26 protein-coding genes are annotated in these 20,680 nt (G+C 55.6%); 8 read left to right on the top strand and 18 right to left on the bottom strand.

Annotated features, from left to right (window positions below; translation table 11 throughout):
• Positions 1-164 precede the first annotated feature (164 nt).
• Together rplL and rplJ are read right to left on the bottom strand one after the other, a co-directional pair.
• The gene (gene rplL / locus GGR95_RS03660) at positions 165-536 is read right to left on the bottom strand and encodes a 50S ribosomal protein L7/L12 (RefSeq protein ID WP_184562919.1); all 372 of its coding nucleotides are present in this window, start codon (positions 534-536) and stop codon (positions 165-167) included.
• A gap of 79 nt (positions 537-615) precedes the next feature.
• Complete coding sequence (rplJ, locus tag GGR95_RS03655; RefSeq protein ID WP_184562917.1) at positions 616-1,128, bottom strand: 50S ribosomal protein L10; 513 nt, start codon at positions 1,126-1,128, stop codon at positions 616-618.
• 429 nt (positions 1,129-1,557) lie between these two features.
• On the opposite strand from rplJ, the gene GGR95_RS03650 reads away from it, so the two are divergent.
• Positions 1,558-1,923, top strand: coding sequence for a VOC family protein (locus GGR95_RS03650; RefSeq protein WP_184562915.1), 366 nt, complete (start codon positions 1,558-1,560; stop codon positions 1,921-1,923).
• Positions 1,924-2,038: 115 nt separating this feature from the next.
• Here GGR95_RS03650 and rplA read toward each other — a convergent pair whose 3' ends face one another.
• The 7 genes from rplA to GGR95_RS03615 form a co-directional block, all read right to left on the bottom strand.
• Positions 2,039-2,737: a 50S ribosomal protein L1 gene (rplA, locus tag GGR95_RS03645; protein ID WP_184562913.1), complete on the bottom strand. Its 699-nt coding sequence runs from the start codon at positions 2,735-2,737 to the stop codon at positions 2,039-2,041.
• Position 2,738: 1 nt separating this feature from the next.
• Positions 2,739-3,164 (bottom strand): 50S ribosomal protein L11, encoded by a 426-nt coding sequence (rplK, locus tag GGR95_RS03640; RefSeq protein WP_184562911.1) that lies wholly within the window; start codon positions 3,162-3,164, stop codon positions 2,739-2,741.
• A 584-nt stretch (positions 3,165-3,748) separates the two neighbouring features.
• Positions 3,749-4,045: a hypothetical protein gene (locus GGR95_RS03635; RefSeq protein ID WP_184562909.1), complete on the bottom strand. Its 297-nt coding sequence runs from the start codon at positions 4,043-4,045 to the stop codon at positions 3,749-3,751.
• A 188-nt stretch (positions 4,046-4,233) separates the two neighbouring features.
• Positions 4,234-4,767: a transcription termination/antitermination protein NusG gene (nusG, locus tag GGR95_RS03630; RefSeq protein WP_184562907.1), complete on the bottom strand. Its 534-nt coding sequence runs from the start codon at positions 4,765-4,767 to the stop codon at positions 4,234-4,236.
• A gap of 221 nt (positions 4,768-4,988) precedes the next feature.
• Positions 4,989-5,186: a preprotein translocase subunit SecE gene (secE, locus tag GGR95_RS03625; protein WP_184562905.1), complete on the bottom strand. Its 198-nt coding sequence runs from the start codon at positions 5,184-5,186 to the stop codon at positions 4,989-4,991.
• Positions 5,187-5,265: 79 nt separating this feature from the next.
• Positions 5,266-6,045, bottom strand: coding sequence for a hypothetical protein (locus tag GGR95_RS03620; protein WP_184562903.1), 780 nt, complete (start codon positions 6,043-6,045; stop codon positions 5,266-5,268).
• Positions 6,046-6,308: 263 nt separating this feature from the next.
• Positions 6,309-6,587: a DUF1127 domain-containing protein gene (locus GGR95_RS03615; protein ID WP_184562901.1), complete on the bottom strand. Its 279-nt coding sequence runs from the start codon at positions 6,585-6,587 to the stop codon at positions 6,309-6,311.
• A 361-nt stretch (positions 6,588-6,948) separates the two neighbouring features.
• Here GGR95_RS03615 and GGR95_RS03610 point away from each other — a divergent pair, with 361 nt between their 5' ends.
• The 6 genes from GGR95_RS03610 to GGR95_RS03585 all read left to right on the top strand — a co-directional run bounded on the left by GGR95_RS03610 (position 6,949) and on the right by GGR95_RS03585 (position 12,709).
• Complete coding sequence (locus GGR95_RS03610; RefSeq protein WP_246423274.1) at positions 6,949-7,695, top strand: DeoR/GlpR family DNA-binding transcription regulator; 747 nt, start codon at positions 6,949-6,951, stop codon at positions 7,693-7,695.
• On the top strand, positions 7,692-8,798 hold the full coding sequence (locus GGR95_RS03605; RefSeq protein WP_184562898.1) for an ABC transporter ATP-binding protein: 1,107 nt from the start codon (positions 7,692-7,694) through the stop codon (positions 8,796-8,798). The genes GGR95_RS03610 and GGR95_RS03605 overlap by 4 nt, the downstream gene beginning before the upstream one ends.
• A 1-nt stretch (position 8,799) precedes the next feature.
• A complete protein-coding gene (locus GGR95_RS03600) occupies positions 8,800-10,062 on the top strand; it encodes an ABC transporter substrate-binding protein (RefSeq protein WP_184562896.1) in 1,263 nt (420 codons plus the stop codon).
• 66 nt (positions 10,063-10,128) lie between these two features.
• Positions 10,129-11,022 (top strand): carbohydrate ABC transporter permease, encoded by an 894-nt coding sequence (locus tag GGR95_RS03595; RefSeq protein WP_184562894.1) that lies wholly within the window; start codon positions 10,129-10,131, stop codon positions 11,020-11,022.
• Positions 11,019-11,819, top strand: coding sequence for a carbohydrate ABC transporter permease (locus tag GGR95_RS03590; RefSeq protein WP_184562892.1), 801 nt, complete (start codon positions 11,019-11,021; stop codon positions 11,817-11,819). The genes GGR95_RS03595 and GGR95_RS03590 overlap by 4 nt, the downstream gene beginning before the upstream one ends.
• A complete protein-coding gene (locus GGR95_RS03585) occupies positions 11,819-12,709 on the top strand; it encodes an HAD-IIA family hydrolase (RefSeq protein ID WP_184562890.1) in 891 nt (296 codons plus the stop codon). Before GGR95_RS03590 ends, GGR95_RS03585 begins: the two co-directional genes overlap by 1 nt.
• Here the strand turns inward: GGR95_RS03585 and cobF are convergent.
• Genes cobF through cbiT form a run of 6 tightly spaced genes read right to left on the bottom strand, consistent with a single transcriptional unit; the run spans position 12,706 to position 17,846 of the window.
• Positions 12,706-13,437, bottom strand: a complete 732-nt coding sequence (gene cobF, locus GGR95_RS03580) for a precorrin-6A synthase (deacetylating) (RefSeq protein ID WP_343042095.1) — start codon at positions 13,435-13,437, stop codon at positions 12,706-12,708. The two genes, GGR95_RS03585 and cobF, sit on opposite strands and share 4 nt — an antisense overlap.
• Positions 13,430-14,173, bottom strand: a complete 744-nt coding sequence (gene cobA / locus GGR95_RS03575) for a uroporphyrinogen-III C-methyltransferase (protein WP_184562888.1) — start codon at positions 14,171-14,173, stop codon at positions 13,430-13,432. The genes cobF and cobA overlap by 8 nt, the downstream gene beginning before the upstream one ends.
• Complete coding sequence (locus GGR95_RS03570) at positions 14,170-15,504, bottom strand: cobyrinic acid a,c-diamide synthase CobB (protein WP_184562886.1); 1,335 nt, start codon at positions 15,502-15,504, stop codon at positions 14,170-14,172. Before GGR95_RS03570 ends, cobA begins: the two co-directional genes overlap by 4 nt.
• The gene (cobM, locus tag GGR95_RS03565) at positions 15,497-16,291 is read right to left on the bottom strand and encodes a precorrin-4 C(11)-methyltransferase (RefSeq protein WP_184562884.1); all 795 of its coding nucleotides are present in this window, start codon (positions 16,289-16,291) and stop codon (positions 15,497-15,499) included. Before cobM ends, GGR95_RS03570 begins: the two co-directional genes overlap by 8 nt.
• A complete protein-coding gene (locus GGR95_RS03560; RefSeq protein WP_221384693.1) occupies positions 16,288-16,665 on the bottom strand; it encodes a cobalamin biosynthesis protein in 378 nt (125 codons plus the stop codon). Before GGR95_RS03560 ends, cobM begins: the two co-directional genes overlap by 4 nt.
• Positions 16,647-17,846, bottom strand: coding sequence for a precorrin-6Y C5,15-methyltransferase (decarboxylating) subunit CbiT (gene cbiT / locus GGR95_RS03555; RefSeq protein ID WP_184562882.1), 1,200 nt, complete (start codon positions 17,844-17,846; stop codon positions 16,647-16,649). Before cbiT ends, GGR95_RS03560 begins: the two co-directional genes overlap by 19 nt.
• Here cbiT and GGR95_RS03550 point away from each other — a divergent pair.
• Positions 17,845-18,600 (top strand): cobalt-precorrin-6A reductase, encoded by a 756-nt coding sequence (locus tag GGR95_RS03550; protein WP_184562880.1) that lies wholly within the window; start codon positions 17,845-17,847, stop codon positions 18,598-18,600. The two genes, cbiT and GGR95_RS03550, sit on opposite strands and share 2 nt — an antisense overlap.
• Here the strand turns inward: GGR95_RS03550 and cobJ are convergent.
• From cobJ to GGR95_RS03535, 3 genes are read right to left on the bottom strand one after another with little or no spacing between them, the layout of a single operon-like run.
• Positions 18,573-19,325, bottom strand: a complete 753-nt coding sequence (gene cobJ / locus GGR95_RS03545) for a precorrin-3B C(17)-methyltransferase (RefSeq protein WP_184562878.1) — start codon at positions 19,323-19,325, stop codon at positions 18,573-18,575. The two genes, GGR95_RS03550 and cobJ, sit on opposite strands and share 28 nt — an antisense overlap.
• Positions 19,322-20,050, bottom strand: a complete 729-nt coding sequence (gene cobI, locus GGR95_RS03540; protein WP_184562876.1) for a precorrin-2 C(20)-methyltransferase — start codon at positions 20,048-20,050, stop codon at positions 19,322-19,324. Before cobI ends, cobJ begins: the two co-directional genes overlap by 4 nt.
• Complete coding sequence (locus tag GGR95_RS03535) at positions 20,047-20,676, bottom strand: precorrin-8X methylmutase (protein WP_184562874.1); 630 nt, start codon at positions 20,674-20,676, stop codon at positions 20,047-20,049. The genes cobI and GGR95_RS03535 overlap by 4 nt, the downstream gene beginning before the upstream one ends.
• Positions 20,677-20,680: the final 4 nt, after the last annotated feature.

The raw sequence follows: 20,680 nt of genomic DNA, 5'->3' as shown, positions 1-20,680 counted from the left end.
CTTCCGACCATTGGACCTCTCCAGAGAGACACTTGAACAAAGTGCCTTTCAAGAAAGGTTTGGCTGGACGAGGAATTAACCCCGTCCAGCCAGTCACGTGTGTGGGTTTCACCCACCCTACCAGGCGTTTGCCATGTAGGGTGGGTGTGAACCCACCGCTAGGCTTAGGCCAGCTCGACTTCTGCGCCAGCTGCTTCCAGCTTGGCTTTGATTTCGTCTGCTTCGGCTTTATCAACGCCTTCTTTGATTTTGCCACCGGCTTCAACCAAGTCTTTGGCTTCTTTCAGGCCAAGGCCTGTGATGCCGCGAACTTCTTTGATCACGTTGATTTTGGATGCGCCGGCGTTCTTCAGAACGACGTCGAATTCAGTTTTTTCCTCAGCAGCGGCTGCGCCGTCTGCAGGGCCCGCCATCATGACTGCGCCACCGGCTGCAGGCTCGATGCCGTACTCGTCTTTGAGGATTGTTTTCAGTTCTTGTGCTTCAAGCAGTGTCAGACCAACGATGTCTTCTGCCAGTTTTTTCAGATCAGCCATGTTTTAGCTCTTTCCGTTAACGATATGTGTGTTCCAACGTGTAGTATCAACTAACACGCCGATTTGACGATATTGTCGCTTACGCAGCCTTGTCTTCGATCGTAGACAAGATGGATGCGATGTTGCTTGCAGGTGCGCCAATGGCCCCCGCGATGTTGGAAGCAGGTGCGCCCAGCATGCCAGCGATCGTGGAGATAAGCTCCTCGCGCGAAGGCATCTTGGACACGGCTTCAACACCGGCGGCGTCCAACGCATTCTCACCCATTGCACCACCGAGAATAACAAGTTTGTCATTCTCTTTGGCGAATTCTTGAGCAACCCGAGCCGCAGCTACAGGATCCTCAGAATAGGTCAGAACGGTCATACCCGTCAGAAGGTCAGCAATGCTTGCGCATGGCTTGCCCTCAAGGGCGATCTTGGCGAGCCGGTTTTTGGCAACACGCACAGACCCACCCGCAGCGGTTGCCCGCGCGCGAAGATCCTGCATTTCAGCAACTGTCAGACCGACGTAGTGGCTAACCACTACTACGCCAGAGCTTTCAAAGATTTGGCCGAGTTCGTCGACCAACTGTTCTTTTTGTGCTCTATCCACAGTTTCTCTCCAAAGTTATCGGAGGGGTGACCCTCCGGGCTCGTTTTGCCGGACAAATGCCCGACGTCGGGTCCTTACGGGTCCTTCCCAAGATCATCCGAGAGCAAAGCCCTGAAAAATCTATAGTCATTCCCCATCTCAGGCAGGAATTATAGACTGGTTACCCAGCCTACCCGCCATCTCGGACGAAGCGCAAAAAGCGCACGACGAATCGTGCGCTTGGTTGCAAGGGTTGAATTAGTCTGAATTGAACGGAATGCCAAGAGCGAAACTTGGGCTAAAGCCAGAAGAACCGCAACAACGCGTCAGTGCAGTGCAGCTAATGTCTGGTTTGAGCCCAAAATGACCGTATTAATTTTTGGCTATGCGTTATTGTATGTAATTGTATGCTAACTTCAGTGAGCCAATGAAGGCTGGAGACTGGGCGATATGATTGAAGAACTTCACCACATCCAAATTGCGATGCCCAAGGGTAGGGAGGATGACGCCCGTGGCTTCTACTGCAAAACATTGGGATTCGATGAAGTTAAAAAACCGAAAGAGCTTCGTGGTCGCGGAGGTGTTTGGTTTCAAAGCCAGAATGTGCATCTGCATCTGGGAGTGGAAAACCCGTTTTCACCTGCCAAAAAGGCGCATCCGGGCTTTAAAGTTAGTTCACTGGATCACGCGATTGCCCACCTCAAGGCATCAGGTGTTGAGTTTCGAACTGATATCGACCTACCCAACATCAAGCGGATCTATGTAAACGATCCGTTTGGAAATCGCATTGAATTACTTGAAGTAACCACCACTTAACGTTCTGTGCGTTAACAGGTTTGTCCGCACAGCGGACCTTGGGATAAATCAAGAATACTAAAACGAAAAAGGGCGCCCCATCGGAGCGCCCTTTCTCAAATCAACAAACCCGAGATTACTCGGATGCAGCGTTATCCACTGAAACAGTCACGCCCGGGCCCATTGTGGAGCTCAATGCGATCTTTGTCATATAGGCACCTTTGGCGCCTGTTGGACGTGCTTTGGCAACTGCGCTTACAAATGCGCGGATGTTTTCAACCAGTTTGGCCGCGTCAAAAGATGCTTTGCCAACGCCTGCATGGACGACACCGCCCTTTTCAGCTTTGAACTGCACTTCGCCACCTTTGGCCGCTTTAACAGCAGCAGCCACATCCATAGTCACAGTACCGACTTTTGGGTTTGGCATCAGGTTGCGTGGGCCGAGCACTTTGCCCAGACGACCAACAACAGGCATCATGTCAGGTGTTGCGATGCAACGATCAAAGTCGATCTTGCCGCCCTGAACGATTTCCATCAGGTCTTCTGCGCCTACGATATCCGCGCCAGCTTCTTTTGCTTCGTCGGCTTTGGGGCCGCGTGCAAAAACAGCAACTCGAACGTCTTTGCCCGTGCCGTTTGGCAGGCCAACAACGCCGCGAACCATTTGGTCAGCATGACGTGGGTCAATGCCGAGGTTCATTGCGATCTCGATGGTTTCGTCAAACTTTGCGTTTGCGTTACCTTTGATCAGTGCCACAGCATCTTCAACTGTGAGGTTCTCTTTGCCAACGAATGCTTCGCGAGCTGCGACTGTGCGCTTACCAAGTTTAGCCATATTACTTAACCTCGATGCCCATGGACTTTGCGGAGCCCATAATGATTTTCATCGCCTGCTCTACGTCATTCGCAGACAGATCGGCCATTTTTGCTTCTGCGATTTCGCGCAGTTGCTTGGCTGTGATGGTACCAACAGTTTCACGGCTTGGTGTTTTCGCGCCGGAGTTCACTTTGGCAGCTTTCTTCAGGAAGTAGGACGCTGGTGGCGTCTTGATGTCCATTGTGAAGGACTTGTCCTGATAGTAGCTGATCACAGTTGGGCAAGGCGCACCTGGCTCCAGATCTGCAGTTTTAGCGTTGAACGCCTTACAGAATTCCATGATGTTGATGCCGCGTTGACCCAATGCTGGACCGACTGGCGGGGACGGGTTTGCTTGACCCGCTTTAACTTGCAACTTCATCGTACCGACGAGTTTCTTGGCCATTGGCCTTCTCCTTTGTCATCGGCAAGGTTTCCCCTGCCCTACAAGACCACAACGCGTTGTGGTCCATTTTCTAGCGTGGTCTGGCTCACTGCGCGCGCGCATTTCACCTCCCACAAACGATTCGCCACGCGGCAAGCCACGTAGCGTTAGAACCAGCATGTTAGGGGACTTACAGCACAAAATCAAATGATATCTTTATTGCTTAAGTAACTCCGACTTTGCCCGCACAAAAAGGGCAATAGCGGCTAAGCGGGACTTTGCAGTCGTTGAGCCATGACAAACTGAACAGCCCTTAAGGAGAAGGTGGGCTCTTACGACCAAAAAGAGCACCGCTATTTGTAGGACTTTGCTACGAGGCGAAAGAGCTGATTACCTTGGTTTCCGCTGAGACGTCCGTTTCCAGCATTCCCTTTGGTGTCTAGTTCGATTTGACCACCGAACAATCGTTTGCCGTTTTGATCATACTCATTGAATTTGAAGCCCTTGCTGTGAACTTCTGTGATCCTAAGACGAACTTCGCGTTTTCCATCTGAACTAGTTTGCGTGTACTGGCAGCGCCCAAGTGTTCGAGTGCAGTCGTGTGGCTAAAACCTCAGTTCAAAGCCATCTTTCCGCACCCATCTGACCTGATTGCCGTCTTTATCTAGGTAGGTAATGAAGACAGGTTTCCCAGAAGGCGTTTTGCCACGATAGCTGTCCAGCACATAATATCTCCCAGACTTTCCTCGAAACACATGATGGATCAAACCATTTTGACTTTGATTGATGCTGGTGTGATCGCCTTTTTTTAATGTTTCAGGCTTCCAACGAATGTCATCAGCATTAGCTATCGTCGTCGTCATCAAAGAAATTGCTGCAGCTAGAAGTCCAGATTTTCGCATGGTCCGCTCCCTTTATATGACAACTTTTATATGTGATTTTAGTAGGCAGTGTGAAGATGAGTTCAAGAGTAAGTGTGGGCTCCAAGCTGCCCTTCACCCGTAACCACAGCACCTCAACCTCAAAGACAAAAAAACACCGCAGCTTGCTGCTGCGGTGCCTATCATTTCTATCGTCAAGCTATGCCCGACTAAACTTGCTTATTCACCTGAGTGAAGTCCAGCTCAACCGGAGTCTCGCGACCAAAGATGGACACCATAACTTTGAGCTTCTGGTTTTCTTCGTCAACTTGCTCAACCATGCCGTCGAAGTCTTCGAACGGACCGTCAGCAACCTTAACGCGCTCACCAATTTCAAAGTGAATAAGCGTACGGGGTGCTTCTTCGCCCTCTTGAACACGGCCAAGGATCGCAGTTACCTCGGCATCGCGCATCGGCATTGGACGGCCTTGTGGGCCCAAGAACCCTGTGACGCGGTTGATCGAGTTGATCAGGTGATAGCCACGATCGGACATCTCCATGTGCACCAGCACATACCCCGGCATAAAGCGACGTTCGGTTGTGACTTTCTTACCGCGACGGATTTCGATCACTTCTTCGGTCGGAACCAGCACTTCGTCGATCTGATCTTCCAATTCCAGTTCAGCAACCGTTGTGCGAATCTGTTCGGCGATCTTTTTCTCAAAGTTGGAAAGGACACTGACCGAATACCACCGTTTTGCCATTTGTTCTTTCCGTCCTTGTTCTGAAGCGTGTTAACTACGCTTGCGAATTCCTAAAATTCATAGGCATTGCCTATGCCGCCTGCAACGCTGCGCGAAACATTACTCGAATCGGCACGCTTATGCCACAGGCTGGCCTGCGAACTAGCCCACACGCCATGGGGAATCAAGTGTTTGCCGAAGTTTTTGCAGGCTTACTTTTCACATACTGTCGACGTCTGGCTTTAGCCAAACATATTCAACACGTACTGAAGCCCGCCGCGGATGATGATATCAACCAGTGCAAAGAATACTGCGGTAAGCGCCGCAAGGATGAATACCATCACAGTGGTCAACATGACTTCGCGGCGCGTTGGCCAAACGACCTTGGCCACTTCGGCGCGGACTTGCTGAATAAATTGAAGTGGATTGGTGGTGGCCATGGATCATATCCTGAAATAACGAGTTAGGTGCATCTAGCCTCTGTGGACTTGTGTTTCAAGGCTGCAATTTGCAGATGCCCTACGCACCTTTCCCATGCAACCCTGCAAGGCGACGCTCCACAGCTTCTGAATGACGATCGTCAGCTGTGGCGATCTCACCGAAGTCAGGTAGATATAAACTGTCAACAGTACCGTCTGGAAAGCGGTCCAAGAATGCGTCCCATTTCAAAGCAAAACGATCCAGCCGCGCGTGTAACTCCACCGCCCGCTCGGGGCGGCGGTTAGCGTACCAGCGGCCGATTTTCAACGCAGCTTGCCAGAATCCGTCGTACCCAAGCACAAGGAAGACACCCACGACGGTAAACACCATCAAAAACAGGATCGCAGCCATCAACCAAGGGCGAAACACGGTGAACAACACCAAACAGGCAAGCGCGATATGGGCTGGCTTGGGGCGATACCCTTTTAGCCGGCTTATAAGGCCATCTCCGATATTCGCAGAGTCGCGCGGCGCGGCGGGGATTGCCTTCTGGGCCTTTGGTTTTGGGATCGCCTTAGGCTTCGCCGCCTTGGGCTTGCGGCGCAGTGAAAATCGGCTGCGGGGCGCAGCTTCGGTACGCAAGTCCTCTTCGGCCTGCGTGATTGGACGTTGGAGAGGCGGAAATATATCTGCTTTTGAACGGGGCTTTGACACGGCCTCTGGCTCTGCGTCACTTCCTCCGCCAAGCCTCAGCCCACGGCGAGGCTTAGGTGCGATTTCTTCCGTCAGGATCGAGCGGATTGCCTCAAGCGAGCTTTCGTCAAGCTCTAGCTCTGTCGCAGTCGTTTCTTTAGATGAATTGTCTGAGGATACTACCATCTGCCCATACCATTTGCGAAATTATTGATGTAATTCCTTCGCAATACTATGCGGCAGTCAGATGGAGAATTTATGTTAAATTTAAGCCATTAAATCAATTAGATACACAGAGGTGTCTATACTGAATAATTGTCGCCAATTTGCCTACAATCAGGCAATTTTTTGGCACCTTGCTGATCCCAACGCGGCAAAGGCCAGATGTTCCGCCGCACCCTATCAGAGAGGCGGAACCGGATGTCGAGATCTAGATTTGCATCAATACCCTATTGTTCGGGGTCCATTTCGATCAAAAGCGCAGCATGGGCCGGGATTTCATCACGGCTGATACCCACTATAGCAAGCTGTTCGTCGCTCATCTGCGACAAGACCGATTGCATACGACCCACTTGGATGGCGTGGATACCCGCTTTGGCGATACGGCCCGCCTTGCTTGCACCGTTTGTTAAGAAATCTGCGAAATCGGACGCAAGTGCCCATACCGAAACCATAAGGTTACTGCCGTGGCTACCTTGGGAGCCTGCCATTTGTGAACGATCAGCCATTTTCTGTCTCCATTTATGCGCGATAACTGCTGCGGTGCAGTATTTACGCCGCACTGCAGAGATAAGCGGCGTATTTGCTCACCGCAACCGGCGGATATGACATAGCAGCCATGTCACCTCGGAATACCAATCCATAAGCTACTCACCTTAAACAATAAAGCTCCACACGCGCTTAATGCGCTGCACCCCCCCCTGCTGCAGCGCAGCAAGGGGAGGGAAATCTTATGCAGTGTGCAACAAATTTGGGCAGTTAGGGAATCAGACCCTTCGCGCATATTTTCGGATATCGAGCAAACCGTCACAAATTTGAAATCAAAGGTGCTCATATGAACATTCAGGAGTGCATATGAACAGACAGTTGATGATTCTTGAAACAGCGCGCACAGACGGACGGGTCAGCGTTGACAGCCTCGCAGCGGCACATGCTGTTTCCCCCCATACCATCCGGCGCGACATCAATGCCCTGTGCGAACAAGGCAGGCTGCGCAGGTTGCATGGCGGTGCCGAATTCATTGAGGGCGCATCAAACCTACCCTATGCGGCACGCACAACACTGAACCTGAATGCGAAAAAGCAAATTGCAGGCCAGGTTGCGCAATTGATCCCCAATGGGGCAACCCTGTTTTTCTCAATTGGAACCACCCCTGCGCTTGTCGCTGATGCCTTGTCTCACCGCCAAGGACTCACTGTGATTACCAACAACCTGAACGCGGCAATGGCATTATCCGAAGCCCCCGACGTGCGGATCATATTGCCCGGTGGCGAGCTGCGCCTGCCAGACCGTGACATCCTTGGCACCACAGCCCTCGCGCTGTTTGAAGGCTACCGTGCCGATTATGCGATATACGGCGTTGGTGGCATTGATGGCGATGGCAGTCTGCTGGATTTCCACACAACCGAAGTACAGATCCGCCAGACGCTCTGCGCAAACGCCCGTCACAATATACTAGTAGCGGACGCGACCAAGTTCGGTCGCCGTGCTGCCGCTGTCGGCGGACATCTTTCCGAAGCAGATCACATCGTCATAGACAGCCGCCCCCCCGCCACATTTGACACGGTTCTCGCCCCGCTCAACGACCAATTGATTATTGCAGGAGAAATGACATGAGCTTTGTGACGCTATGCGGCATCGCCCGCCAGTGGGAAGGCCAAGGCGGCGTGCAAGACATCAATCTATCTCTCCCAAAGGGCGCATTCCTGTCCATTCTCGGGCCGTCAGGCTGTGGCAAATCAACACTATTGCGTCTTATCGCAGGGTTGGAGCAACCCACAGAAGGCAAAATCATGATTGATGGCCGCGATGTGACCGCCCTGCCCCCCGCCCAGCGCAACCTTTCGATGGTGTTTCAATCTTACGCCTTGTTCCCCCACCTAAGCGTCGCCGAAAACGTGTTGTTTGGTCTAAAAGTCCGCCGCATCCCCCGCGCCGAGCGTGACACACGCTTAAACGATGTATTGGATATGACGGGTCTAAAAGGGTTGGAGCAGCGCAAACCCTCAGAACTGTCAGGGGGGCAACGTCAACGGGTGGCTCTTGCCCGCGCTGCCATCGCACAAAAACCACTGTGCCTGATGGATGAACCCCTGTCCAATCTGGACGCCAAGCTGCGCAACTCGGTCCGTCGCGACATCCGCGCTCTCGCCCGCAAACTGGGCCTGACGGTAATCTATGTCACCCATGACCAAGGTGAAGCGATGAGCCTGTCTGACGTGGTTGTACTGATGAACAACAGCCGGATTGAGCAAATCGGCACCCCCGCCGAGCTATATAACACCCCCGCCTCCATCTTTGCCGCGCAGTTCATCGGAGAGCCGCCCATGGCGCTGATCGACGGGCCTGCTTTGGACCATGGCGCTGATTATACTGTGGGGATACGTCCAGAATCCGTCACCGTGGTGCCTGCGGGCAAGGGCGATCTGGATGTCATCATCGAAGATAGAGAGTTTCTGGGCAATGGCACACAACTGACCTTGATCCATCCTGCCGCCATCGGGTTGGCCGCGTTCTTGCCTGACACGATCAGGACGGACATCGGCGCAACCGTTGGCGTGCAAATACCCGCAGAAAACAGGCTCCTTTTTAGCGCCCTCACCGGCATGCTGGAAACCAAGCCTGCACAAAATCCCATGGCGCACATCAAACCAAACAGCGCGTCAATGGGTGGCCATGAGGCCCCTACTCCGACCCAACCTGTCAAAGAGGACCTATGAAATGACCCGATTTACACCTGCAGCAGCCTTTCTGGCCGCTTCCACTGCCCTCGTCTCTCCGGCGGTGGCTGAAACCGAACTCACCATGTATTATCCGATTGCTGTTGGCGGCGCGCTTACCCAAGTAGTCGACGGCATCGTAGCCAAATTCGAAGCACAAAACCCTGATGTCAAAGTGAATGCGATCTACGCAGGCAACTACGACGATACACGCATCAAAGCGCTGGCTGCGTTAGACGCAGGCGAGCCTGCACAGCTGGCCGTCATGTTTTCGATCGATGCCTATGACCTGATCGAACAGGATCACATCGTCGCTTTTGACGACCTGATCAAAGACGAAGCGGATACCACGTGGCTGAACAGCTTTTACCCCGCATTGATGGCCAACGGCCAAGTAGAGGGCAAGACATGGGGCGTGCCTTTCCAGCGCTCGACCATCGTGGCCTATTACAACAAAGACCTGTTCCGCGCCGCTGGTTTGGACCCTGAAAAAGCGCCGACCACATGGGATGAAATGGTCTCTATGGGCAAGGCCCTGACCACTGATGACCAATACGGCATCATGATCCCCTCCACAGGTTATCCCTATTGGATGCTTCAGGCGCTAGCGATCCAGAACGGCAAAGAGCTCATGTCAGACGATGGTGTAACCACCTATTTTGACGACCCTGCCACTGTCGAAACACTCGAATTCTGGAAATCCCTCAGCCAAGAGCACAAGATCATGCCAGAAGGCACGGTTGAGTGGGGCACCTTGCGGCAGGCTTTCTTGGAGAGCAAAACCGCGATGATGTGGCACTCCACAGGAAACTTGACCGCTGTTAAAAACGCCGCCGAGTTTGACTTTGGTGTGGCAATGCTGCCCGCCAACAAGCGCCTCGGCTCACCTACAGGTGGTGGCAACTTCTACGTTTTCAAAAACGCCACTGACGAAGAAAAACAAGCCGCACTTGATCTGATCCAGTTCATGACAGCCCCCGAACAAGCTGCTGAATGGTCAATCTCTACAGGCTATATGGGCGTTTCCCCTGCCGCCTATGAAACCGATGCGCTGAAAGCCTATGTTAAGGACTTCCCGCCAGCTTTGGTTGCACGTGATCAGCTGGAACATGCCGTGGCCGAGTTTTCGACCTTTGAGACCGCCCGTGTACGAGACGGTTTGAACGGCGCAATCCAGTCTGTTCTGACAGGCGACAAGACAGCCCAAGACGCACTGGCCGAAGCACAGGCATCTGCTGAGCGCCTGCTGCGCCCTTACAAGTAAGACAGCACACAAACACAATCTGGGGCCGGTTCAAGCGGATCGGCCCTTCCCCCACCGGAGACGCATATGACCGACCCTTTTACACTCGAACGCCGCCGCAAGGCGATCCACGGCTGGCTCTTACTCAGCCCTGCGTTGATCCTGTTGTCGGTCTTTGCGCTCTATCCTTCTATCGCCACGGTTTGGACCTCGCTTTGGTCACGCGGCACACGGCGCAATCCTTCTGAGTTTGTAGGACTGGAGAACTACCAATACCTGTTTGATGATCCGACATTCTGGCTCGTGGCATGGAATAACTTTCTCTATGCGGCGATCACCATTCCCATCTCTATCGCGCTGGCCTTGTCGATGGCGCTTTGGGCGAACTCAAAGCTGCCTGTGCGCGGTTTTATCCGCACCGCCTATTTCACACCTACCGTGTTGCCGATGATCGCAGCGGCGAACCTGTGGCTGTTTTTCTATACGCCCAGCTTTGGCGTCCTCAACCAGATCGGTGCAATCTTTGGCGCGGCCCCTGTGAACTGGCTGGGCCAACCCAGCACCTCCCTTTGGGCGATATGCGCCGTCACGATCTGGAAAGAATCCGGTTTCTTCATGATTTTCTATCTGGCGGCCCTGCAAACCATCCCGCCAGACCTGAAAGAAGCATCTGACATTGAGGGCGCATCGGCATGGACCTACACACGCCGCATTGTTTTGCCCCTGTTGATGCCAACAACGCTGTTCATTCTGGTCAACGCAATGATCAACTCGGTCAAACTCATCGACCATCTGTTCATCCTGACCAAAGGAGGCCCATCTGACAGTTCCAAACTGATCCTCTATTACATCTGGGAACACGCCTTCGCCTATTTTGATCGCCCCTCTGCGGCAGCAATGACCGTGCTTGTGCTGGCACTGCTAGGGGCTGTGGCCGCCTTCCAGTTTGTCATGCTGGAAAAAAGGACACATTATAGATGAGCCGTAAATTCGAAGCAGCTATGGCCATTGTGCTGGCCCTATTGTGGATATCGCCGCTGTTGTTTGCCTGCTGGGCTGCCTTTCACAATGTCAGTGATGCCGTGAACTTCCGCCTGACCGCGCCGCTGACGCTGGATAACTTCCGCACCGCATGGAATGGCGCACCGTGGTTCCAGTATTTCATGAATACGTTTCTCTTGGTCACCTTGATCCTGATCGGGCAGTTTGTGCTGTGCACCTTGGCAGGATTTGCCTTTGCACAGGTCCGCTTCAAAGGCCGTGACACGGTGTTCGTCTTGGTCCTCTTACAGCTGTTCATCCTACCCGAAGTCCTGATCGTTGAGAATTACCGCGTTGCGGCGTCACTTGGGCTGATCGACAGTCTGCTGGGTATCGGTGCGCCCTATATGGCCTCTGCTTTTGGAATATTCCTGATGCGGCAAGCGTTCAAATCCATCCCCAAGGATCTGGACGAAGCCGCCCGCGTTGAGGGTTGCTCAACTCTGGGTGTGCTGTGGCGAGTCTATGTGCCTGCTGCCCGCCCAACCTATCTGGCCTATGCGCTGGTTTCCGTTTCGACCCATTGGAACAATTTCCTATGGCCGCTGATCGTCACCAATTCGGACAGCGCGCGGCCTTTAACCGTGGGCTTGTCCTTGTTTGGTGCGCCCGAAAACGGCGTTGACATATCGGTGATTTCGGCTGCCACTGTCATGATGATTGCACCGCTTTTGATTGGCTTTCTGATCTTTCAGCGCCAGTTTGTGCAGGCCTTCCTAACCGCCGGAGTAAAATAATGCACAAGCTGTCAGTTGATGCTGTCTTTGATGAATACGAGCGGATACGCGACCGCCTTGTCGCGGCACGGTTTCCGTCGGCGTCTCGCCGCGCGACGGGCTTGATCGACGTTGCAGATGATTTCGATGCCTTCGTGTTTGACAGCTACGGCGTATTAAACATAGGCGAACGCGCAATTGCCGGTGCAGCAGCCTGTATCAAACAGCTCCGCGCAATGGGCAAGCCCGTGATCGTACTGACCAATGCCGCCAGCTATCCCTTAGAGGTGGCAATGGCGCGGTATCAGCGCTTTGGCTTTGACTTTACAGCGCAAGAAGTTGTCTCTAGCCGTGCGGTTGCGATCACACATATGGCTGAAATGGCGGGGCCAATTGTTGCCATATGTGAAACAATCGACACGTTGGCCGATTTTGGAAACAATGTAATCCGCTGGGACGCCACGGATGTGGATAATGCCGCTGGCTTTCTATTGATGTCGCGGACTGCGCTGACACCTGACACCCTCGCCCAGCTAGAAGAAGCCCTGCGCAGACACCCCCGCCCTGTCTATGTCGCCAACCCCGATCTGGTCGCACCGCGTGAGGACGGCATTTACCCTGAGCCGGGCCTTGCTGTGCACCGCCTCATCGACACGCTGGGCATTGCGCCACAGTTCTACGGCAAACCTTTCGGCAACGCCTTTGACGCTGCGCTGGCGCGTTTGCCCGATATCGCCCCCGCCCGTATTTTGATGGTGGGTGATACGCTTCATACCGACATATTGGGCGGTGCCGCCGCAGGTTTACGCACAGCGCTGGTGACGGATCATGGTATCATGGCGGGCCACGACACCGCGCCGTTCATCGCACGTTCCGGCATTGTACCGGACGTCATTGTGCCCAGCATCTAAGCCGCACGCATCAAATAGCTGTCCATAATCCAACCATGCTCTGCACGGGCCGCCGCCCGTAGCGCAACGATGGAGGCTGCGACCTCGCCAATACGTCCTTTGATCAATATCTGTTCAGGCATCCCCAAAAACGCGCCCCACCAAATTTCGGCATCAGGCGGCATCGCTTGGAATTGGCAATGGGCATCCAGCATCACAACCACGGTCTGAGCCCCTTCGGGCCAGCCATGATCTTTGATCTGCCGCCCTGTGGTGATCGTCACCGCGCCGTTGATCGTGTTAAGCGGAATAGCATGTGCCGCTGTCAGCGCTTGGATCGAGGTGATGCCCGCCACAACACGCAACTGCGGTGCAGGCTGCAACCGCTGCGCAATGCGCAAGGTACTGTCATAAAGTGACGGATCACCCCAGACCAACAACGCCACGGGGCCAGCACGCTGCACGTTCTTCATCGCAGCCTGCCAACGCAGGGCGATTTCATCATGCCAACGATCCACCCTTTCGCCATAAGGCAAACTGTCGTCCCGCACAGGATAATCAAAGCTGATCACTTGCGCCGAAGATTTACTGACGGCCAAGATGGCATGGCGCATCCCCGCCAGATCGTCTTTGCCTGCCCCTTTGTTCGGCACCAGAATAACGGCGGCATCGCGCAGGGCTTGCATCCCTTCCAACGTCACATGGGCAGGGCTTCCTGTGCCGATACCCACCAACCACAGATCATTGATTTGGCTCAAAACCATCCCCTTCTTCAGCAAGCGGACCATATAGGATCAATCCCGCGCTGCTGCCCACTTCTTGGGCCAGTTTTTCCGCCAGAACACTCACCGTAGCGCGGGTGATTTTCTGTTCCGGGCGGCTGACATCTTCGGCCAAGATCGCGGGCGTATCCGCAGGCAGGCCATGCGCCAGCAATTTCTCAAGCAACTCAGGGAAAGTACGTTTTCCCATGAAAATCGCAGTTGAGGCCATAGGATCGGCCAAAGCTACCAAATTCACATCCCCCGGAAGTTTACCCGTCACGTCATGCCCCGTAGCAAACTGCACCCGTCGCGCTGTGTTTCTGCGGGTCAGTGGAATGCCAATCGCGGCGGCGGCTGCCACGGCGGAAGGGATACCGGGAATAATTTCATATGGAATGCCCGCCTCGCGCAGTGCGGTCAGTTCTTCCTCCAGACGGCCAAACATGCCACTGTCACCAGATTTCAACCGAACGACACGTTGATCAATCTTGGCATAATCAACCAACAGGCGGCTCACGTGGTCCTGCCGCGGCGACGCCCGCCCTGCACGTTTGCCCACCCCGATCAGGTCCGCCCCTGCGCGAGCATGCTCCAGAATGGGGCCCGCGCTTAGATCATCAAACAAAACCGCATCGGCCCGTTGCAAACGGTCAACAGCTTTGAGCGTCAATAGCTCTGGGTCGCCGGGGCCAGAGCCCACAAAGCTGACAAATCCGGTCATGCCTGTCCCTCGTCTGCGGTAATCAGGTGAAAGAATGTTCCCGTCACATTACCGCGCCGTGATCCGGTTTCTACAACCGCGTTCCTATCGGCATCTGTGACCTCTGCCAGCGGCAAGTCGGGCTGTTCAAGGATCGTGGAATAATGGAACTCATGCCCGAACAACTGCGCACCAACGTCATAACCCAGCGCGGGCGCAAGCAGATTAACCCGCCGATACCCCAAATGAAGCTTGCGCTTTTCATAGCTGGTCACAAGGCCCAGCAGCCCCACCATCCGGTGCGATACGCCTTCTTTGTCAATCAATGTTTCGCCCAGCGCCATGTAACCGCCGCACTCGCCGTGCACAGGGCGGGTTTCTGCGTGCTTGCGCACTCCAGCGCGGAAAACATCGGCATCGGCCAGCCGCCCTGCATGCAATTCAGGATACCCGCCCGGCAACCAAACCAGATCAGCCTGCGCGTCAGGTGCCTCATCTGCCAGCGGCGAGAAAGGCAATACCTCTGCCCCAGCAGCACGCCAACCTTCAACCAGATGCGGATAAGCAAAGGAGAATGCCGCGTCTTGGGCAAGCGCGATGCGCTGTGCGGGCGGCTGAGGCAAAGCGCCTCCGCCAAGCGGCTGCCCCTTGCTGCGTGCGGCCTGTTTGATCGCTTCCAAATCAACATGAGCGCGCAAAAACTCGGCATAGCCAACAATCGCGGCTTCCAAATCAGGATGCTCAACCGCTTGGATCAGGCCCAAATGCCGCTCTGGCAAGGTCAAATCACCCCGCCGTGGCAATGCTCCCAGAACGGTCAGGCCTGCCTGCTCCATCCCCAACCGTGCCAGACGCTCATGACGGGGCGAGGCCACACGGTTCAGGATCACACCCGCAAAAGGCACATCGGGGTTATACATCCGAAACCCCAATGCCGCAGCAGCCGCAGATTGCGCCTGCCCGCTCACATCAACAACCAAAACTACGGGCCAGCCCATCCGCAATGCGGTTTCGGCACTGCTGCCAAAGCCGCTCTGCCCTGCCGTGGCCACACCGTCATAGAGCCCCATAGAGCCCTCGGCCACGCAGATATCCGCCCCAGCAGATTTACCCGCAACCGCGCCCAGCAACTGTGGCCCCATCGCCCAAGTATCCAGATTAAAGGACGCGCGCCCACAAGCGGCACGGTGAAAAGCCGGATCAATATAATCAGGGCCTGATTTATAGGGCTGAACCTCTAATCCGTCTTCGGACAAAGCCCGCAACAGGCCCAGCATCACAGTGGTTTTGCCCGTTCCCGAAGATGGGGCAGAAATCATCAGGCCAACGGGGGCGTTTTGGGGATCAGTCATCATTGTGGCTCCAGCTTGCCCAAGGGCTATCGGCGGTTTGCGGGCGGTAGCGCCTGTCGTAATTCTCTGCGTAAAGACAGCTTTCGTCAAACCCCTCTCCCGCAAGCGCAGGGCCGACAAGGATCAGTGCCGTGCGGGTGATGTCTACGCCCAGACGTGCTTCGATATCCGCCAACGTGCCACGAATGATCTGCTGATCAGGCCAACTGGCGCGGTAAACCACGGCAACAGGACATGCCGCGCCATAAGCAGGTGTCAGATCAGCAGTGACTGTGCTGATGTTTTGCACCGACAGGTGAATGGCCAACGTCGCTCCCGTTGCCGCAAAATTCTTGAGCGTTTCGCCTTCTGGCATGTTTGATGCCCGCCCCGGTGTGCGCGTCAAAACCACCGATTGTGCAAGGCCCGGCAGGGTTAGCTCAGCCCCCAGCGCCGCAGCGGCAGCAGCAAAGGACGGCACCCCCGGCGTGACGGATACGGGAATATCCAACGCCCGCAATCGGCGCATCTGTTCGCCCATCGCAGACCAAACTGACAAATCGCCAGAATGCAGCCTTGCCACATCATGGCCCGCCTCATGCGCCTCGCGCATGTGGCCGATGATCGTATCAAGGTCCAATGCGGCGGTGTTGATCACCTTGGCGTCTGCGGGGCAATGGGTCAGGATCGCTTCGGGCACCAGCGACCCTGCATAGAGGCAGACAGGGCTGGCGGCGATGATATCACGCCCGCGCAATGTCAAAAGATCGGCGGCACCCGGGCCTGCTCCGATAAAGTGGATGGTCATATTTGGTCTCCAGTAGCGATGGCGCAGGTGGCCATTCTGTCGGGGGAAATTTGGCGCACGGCCAGCAACCGTGCATTAGGGCCTGCGGCGGCAAGGGCGGCGGCTTCGGCAACACTTCCTGTGCCGTAGCGCGCAAGCGAAGCTTGGGAAATTGTGTGCACAGGCATGCGTTTCAGATCATCTTCGGAAATCGCAACGGCAGAAACACCAAGCGCCTGTGCCAAGGCGACAAAAGGCGCGGCCTCGGCTTTGGCCTCTGCGGTGGCCACGCAATCAGGCGTAACATCACAGAGCGCCAGCGCCGCACGCAGGCTATCGGCACTTGCCCCACTGCGAAATCCGAAACCTGCAACGATCACAGGACCACGCTCCATTGCACAATCGGATAGCTGGCTTTCCAGCCGCGTTTGGACCCCAGAGGCGCAGCATTTGACAGCTCAATCCGCAGCAACTCCCCGCCCAGCCGCGTTTGGGCCTGCATCAACAGGGTTTCGCTTTCCAGTGTCACAGCATTCGCAACCAGCCGTGTGCCTTTAGCCAGATGGGCTTCCAGCCACACCAACATCTCCGCCGATAGGCCACCTCCGATGAAAACGGTGTCGGGCTTGGGCAGATCACGCAGCACCTCTGGCGCAAACCCGTGGATAACCTGCAAGCGGTCCACCCCAAGCGCTGCGGCATTGGCCGCGATACGCGCAGAACGCTCCGCATTAGGCTCTATTGTGGTTGCACTCAGGCTTGGGTCACTCAGCAACCATTCGATCGCGATAGAACCGGAGCCTCCGCCAATGTCCCACAAATGTTGCCCTGCACGCGGGGCCAATGCCGAAAGGGTCAGGGCCCGAACGGGACGTTTTGTCATGGTGCCATCGCTGTCAAACAACCCATCAGGGCGGCCGCTGGCTAGCGGCATTGCATCACCTGTGCCAGCCACCTCAACCGCCACGCAAACAGGATGGGAAAATGCGTCTGTGATCTGATCCGCCGCACAAATATCTGTGCGCAGCGCGTCTGGACCACCAAGAGATTCAAGCACAGAGATCGTTGACGCGCCCCAACCCAGCTGATCAAGATAGGCCGCAACATCGGCAACCGCCCCGCCATCGCGCAGTAAAACAATCAACCGCGCATCATGCGCCAAAGCCGACCGCATCCTTGCCAGCGGAGCGGCGTGTAATCCCAAACAATGCGTTTTCTCCAGCGGCCAGCCCATCATGTTAGCGGCCAGCGAAAAGGTCGAAACCGAAGGATAGGCAACCCATTCGTCGGCCTGTAAATCGCGCATCACGCTGCTGCCTGCGCCAAACCAAAAAGGATCACCAGAGGCCAGCATCACAACGCGTTTGCCGCGAAACGACATCAGTTGCGCAATGCCGTTGGTAAAAGGGACAGGCCAAGTGACCTGTTGCGCGCTCACATCGGGCAGCAAAGCCAGATGCCGCGGCGGCCCCATGATAATTTCTGCGGTTTGCAGCGCGTTAAGGCTTGCGGTGCACAGCCCGTCCGCGCCATTTTCGCCCAGACCCACGATGCTTAACCAAGGAGACCTACCCATGCGCCCGAACCCTTTGATCCTTGGCGGCACAACCGAGGCCACCGCCCTGTGCAAAGCCTTTAGCGAAGCGGGGCAAGCGGGCACTGTTTCGCTGGCAGGCCGTGTGGCCCGCCCGATCAGACATCCGCTTCCGCAGCGCGTTGGTGGCTTTGGCGATGCCGATGGGTTGACGCGCTATATCACAGATCACAAAATCACCCATCTGATTGACGCAACCCATCCCTTTGCCGCGCAGATGAGCCTGAATGCGGTTCTGGCCAGCCAAGCGGCCAAGATTCCGCTGATCGCACTGACCCGTGCGCCGTGGCATGCCGAAGCGGGTGACAACTGGGCCGATGTCGCCGATATTCCTGCCGCTGTTGCCGCGCTGAACATGCCGCAGGCGCGTATTATGCTGGCCGTGGGGCGTATGCATTTGCAAGACTTCGCACCGAACCCCCAGCACTTCTATCTGTTGCGGCTTGTGGATGCACCAGACGCCCCGCTGCCCTTTGCAGACCATGCTGTTGTGGTTGACCGTGGCCCCTTTACCGTCCAAGGGGATCTGGCCTTGATGCACCAACATCAGATTACCCACGTCGTGTCCAAAAACTCGGGCGGTACAGGCGCACAGGCCAAGCTGCTGGCCGCACGCAGCCTGAACCTGCCCGTGATCATGATCAACAGACCCGTTCTGCCGCCCCGCCCAGAGGTTTACAACGTTGCCGCCGTTATGGCGTGGTTGGGTCATGACAACACGGACCGTGGCGTATAAACAATCGGGCCCTGTGCACGGGAAATGATCCGTGTATTCGACGCGCCGACAATAACAACCGTGCGCATATCCGCCATTTCGGGACGGGCTTGGGTCAAGGGCACAACGCGAATGTCTTCCTCAGGCGTGGATACGGCACGGGCAAAGATGATGGGCCGGGAATCCTTGCAGGCGTCTTGCAGAATTTCCAGCGTCCGAACAAAGCCTTCTGGCCGTGATTTGGAGCGCGGATTGTAAAACGCCATGGCGAAATCGCCCTCAACGGCCAACCGCAGGCGTTTCTCAATCAGGCTCCATGGTTTGAGATTATCACTCAGGTTGATTGTACAAAAATCATGCCCCAAGGGCGCACCAATCCGTGCCGCCGCTGCCAGCATCGCGGTAATTCCCGGCTGCACTTCGATATCCAGCTCAAGCCAGTTTGACGGCCCTGCCTCAAGCGCCTCAAACACAGCCGAACCCATGGCAAACACACCCGGATCACCCGATGACACCACCACCACCTGACGGCCTTGCGCCGCCAGTTCCAGCGCGTGATTGGCGCGGTCTATCTCTACGCGGTTATCACTGGGGTGCAGCGTCAGCCCCACACGCGGCGCAACCCGTGCAACATAGGGAATGTAACCGATGACATCCGTGGCCTGCGCCAAAGCATCCTGCACTTGCGCTGTGACCAGTTCCTCTGCGCCGGGTCCAAGCCCGACAATTTTCACCCAGCCTGTCATGGTCTGCGCCCCTGTCCGTGTACAATAACAATTGAGAAATACGGCACCGCGCGGCCTTGTGTTTCTGACAGCTTCTGCACGGTTTGCTCTGGCATACTGGCATATTCCACCAACCAAGCATCGTCGAATTTACCCGCCGCCTTCAGCGCCTCGCGCACCTTGTCAATGTTGCGCCCAATCTTCATCACCACCAGCGCATCAGTGGTTTTCATCCGTGCGGTCAACTCTTCCACACTCAGCGTCGCCATCAACACCGTAAGGATATCATCGCCCCAAGTGATCGGCTCGCCTGTGGCGCTCCATGCGGCGGACATGCCCGTGACCGCAGGTACAACCTGCACAGGCACATGGTCACGTACCCGCGTATAGATGTGCATGAAAGAACCGTAGAAAAACGGATCGCCTTCGCTCAGCACCACAACATCTTCGCCGCCTTTTGCCAAGGCCAGCAAATGCGCAGCGCATTCGGCGTAAAAGCCAGACAGCTGTTCGTTATAGGCAGGATCGCCCAACGCGATTTCAGTGGTGACGGGATATTCCATCGGAAATTCGATCACATCAGGGCGCAGCAATCCTTCGATGATCTTGCGCGCCTGCCCTTCGCGGCCCGCCTTGCGGAAATAGGCAACATGCCGTGCGTTCGTCAGCAGGCGGTGAGCACGTACCGTCATCAGATCTGGGTCACCCGATCCCAGCCCGACGCCGTGGATTGTTCCCGCGCTCATTCTGCGTAACTTGCGATGGCGTTGACGGCGGCGACAGTGATCGCGCTACCGCCCAACCTGCCCTCAACAATCAGCGACGGTACGGGTTGATCCGCCCATAGCGCATCTTTGCTCTCGCGTGCGCCGACAAAGCCAACAGGGCAACCGATGATCGCCGCAGGACGTGGGCAATCGGGGTCTTCGAGCATGTTCAGCAGATGGAACAACGCAGTTGGCGCATTGCCAATCGCCACCAATGCCCCCGCCAAATGGGGCCGCCACAGTTCTAGCGCAGCAGCGGAACGGGTGTTACCCGTCTCGGTTGCCAATTCGCGCACACCGTCATGGCGCAGGGTGCAGATCACCTCGTTATTTGCGGGCAACCGTGTACGCGTCACGCCTTCGGATACCATATGCGCATCACATAAAATTGGCGCACCAGCGGCCAATGCGTTGCGCGCAGCCACAGCAAAATCTGGCGACATGCGCACATGTTTTTCCAGCCCGACCAAGCCCGCTGCATGGATCATGCGTACAACAATAGGTTCTTCTTCGGGCGAAAACCCATCCAGCGCCGCTTCGCTGCGGATGATCGAAAAGGATTCTTTGTAGATGGCCGCACCATCCATGACATATTTATAAGGCATCAGG

Origin of the sequence: Sulfitobacter undariae (assembly GCF_014196805.1) — a bacterium.
GTDB classification, from domain to species: Bacteria; Pseudomonadota; Alphaproteobacteria; order Rhodobacterales; family Rhodobacteraceae; genus Sulfitobacter; species Sulfitobacter undariae.
Note: the sequence above shows the minus strand (reverse complement) of the source record. Positions and strands in the feature narration are given on the sequence as shown.